Below are 2100 nucleotides of genomic sequence, written 5' to 3'. Positions count from 1 at the left end.
TGGCCTGGACCAGGCGCTGGACGAACACGCCGGGGGTGATGATGTGGTTCGGTTCCAGCTGGCCGGGCTCGACGATCACTTCGGCCTCGGCGACCGTCACGGCTCCCGCGGTAGCCACCACCGGATTGAAGTTCTGCGCGGTATACCGGTAGATCAGGTTGCCGTCGGTGTCGGCCGTGCGGGCGTGAACCAGGGCGACGTCGGCCTTGATGGCGCGCTCCTGGACATAGGTCTCGCCGTCGAACTCCGCCAGCGGCTTGCCTTCGGCGACGAGGGTGCCCACGCCGGTCTTCGTGTAGAACGCCGGGATGCCGGCGCCGCCGGCGCGCAGCCGCTCAGCAAGGGTGCCCTGCGGGGTGAACTCCACCTCCAGCTGGCCGGCGAGGTACTGCTCGGCGAAGAGCTTGTTTTCCCCAACGTAGGACGCGATGACCTTACGGACCTGGCCGCCTTCGATCAGGACCCCGAGGCCCTTGCCGTCCACGCCCATGTTGTTGGAGACGACAGTCAGGTCCTTCACCCCGGAGTCCCGCACCGCCTCGATCAGGTCAGCGGGGATCCCGCTGAGCCCGAAACCGCCGACGTCGAGCGTCATGCCGTCGCGCAGTACGTCCTGCAAAGCGGCCTCTGCCCCGGATTTCACCTTTGACATTGCATCTCCTCATTGAGCTCGTCTTGCTGTCCACCCCGGCAATCCACTTTGTGGACTCCATGTCTGAAGAAGGAGCCTATGGTGTGTCACAGACCACTGTCAACGTGGAGTCTCGCCGCTAACTGGCGGAATTTACAGTGTGGACGCTACCCTTAGGACTATCCATTATGTGGATACCTGATGGTGAAATTGGGTAAAAGCAGCGTGGGAGAAAGCATCATTCAGTTCCGGGCCGACGTGAGGCAAGCAATGAATACAACCCCCGTCCAGGGCGCCCAGGTGGTCAGCCGGGCAGCCGGCCTGCTGCGCCTGGTCGGCCGGAAGCCGGAGGGCTGCCCCCTGGTGGAGCTCGTGCGCGAATCCGGCCTGACACGGCCCACCGTGCACCGGCTGCTGAGCTCGCTCGCGGCCGAGGGGCTGCTGGACCAGGACCCGGGCAGCGGCAACTGGGTCCTGGGACCGGAGATCCTGCTGCTGGGGTCCGTGGCCTCGGCGCGCTTCCCCCTGGAGGACATCGCGAGGCCGAGCCTGCGCCGCCTGGCCGAAGAGACCGGCGAAAGCGCTTTCTTCTCCATCCGCCGCGGCAACGAGACCGTGTGCCTGCTCCGGGAAGAAGGCAGCTTCCCGGTCCGTTCCTTCGTGCTGCACGAGGGGGTGCGGTTCCCGCTGGGCGTCGCCTCCGCCGGCACCGCCATCATGGCCTTCCTGCCGGCACAAGAGCAGGAAGAACTGCTCGCCAACTGGGCAGCCCATGCCGGCAGCTTTGCGGCCGCGCACACCGCAGCACTGGTCAGGGAGAACCTGGAAGCGACGCGGCAGGCCGGCTATTCGGTCAATCCGGGGCTGGTCCTGGAAGGCAGCTGGGGGATGGGTGCGGCGGTCTTCGACCAGCGGGGGCGCCCCGCCTGGGCGCTGTCCCTGACCGGCATCGAACCGCGCTTCCGGGAGGACCGGCGTCCGCAGCTGGGGCGGCTGCTCCTGGAAGAAGCGCACCGGATCTCCACGCTGCTGACCCGCTCGCCAGGCGCCTGACCCTCGTCACGGGCCCCGGTTCGGCTCAGGCTGCCTCGGACAATTCAACTTGCCGGGCGACTCTTGCGCAGCCGCCGCTTGTGCCAGAAGCTGGCAGCACAGGCCGCAGCGCGTCGAGCCGAAGGAGCAAAGCCCCGTGAAAGACACCAAGATCTCTTTCGATCACTATGGCAGCCCGGACGTCGTCACCGTTGGCGAGGAGAAACCGCCGGTTCCGAGGGAGAACGAGGTCCAGGTGGGAATCCGCGCCGTCGGCGTCAACCCGGTGGACTGGAAAGTCGTCGCCGGCTACCTGAAGCCGTACCTTGCCCTGGACTTCCCTGCAGTTCCCGGCTGTGAGGCGGCAGGAATCGTGACCGCCGTTGGCCCCGGCGTGACCGGCTATGAGGTGGGTGACGACGTCATCTGGAATGGCA

General features: G+C 66.7%; 3 protein-coding genes. 2 read left to right on the top strand and 1 reads right to left on the bottom strand.

All coding sequences use genetic code 11. The features are described from left to right. Positions 1–652: CoA transferase subunit A (locus tag LQV45_RS27765; protein ID WP_230010099.1), on the bottom strand; the 652-nt coding region annotated here is incomplete at its 3' end. A gap of 249 nt (positions 653–901) precedes the next feature. On the opposite strand from LQV45_RS27765, the gene LQV45_RS27760 reads away from it, so the two are divergent. Further along, positions 902–1684, top strand: coding sequence for an IclR family transcriptional regulator (locus LQV45_RS27760; RefSeq protein ID WP_230010098.1), 783 nt, complete (start codon positions 902–904; stop codon positions 1682–1684). A 136-nt stretch (positions 1685–1820) separates the two neighbouring features. Further along, positions 1821–2100: alcohol dehydrogenase catalytic domain-containing protein (locus LQV45_RS27755; RefSeq protein WP_230010097.1), on the top strand; the 280-nt coding region annotated here is incomplete at its 3' end.

The sequence above is a fragment of the Microbacterium sp. Bi128 genome (assembly GCF_918698205.1).
This window is presented reverse-complemented; position numbering and strand designations above follow the sequence as displayed.

Bases quoted from the DNA above. Each gene is read 5' to 3' on its own strand.
- LQV45_RS27760 (WP_230010098.1), top strand. From the start codon at position 902: ATGAATACAACCCCCGTCCAGGGCGCCCAGGTGGTCAGCCGGGCAGCC.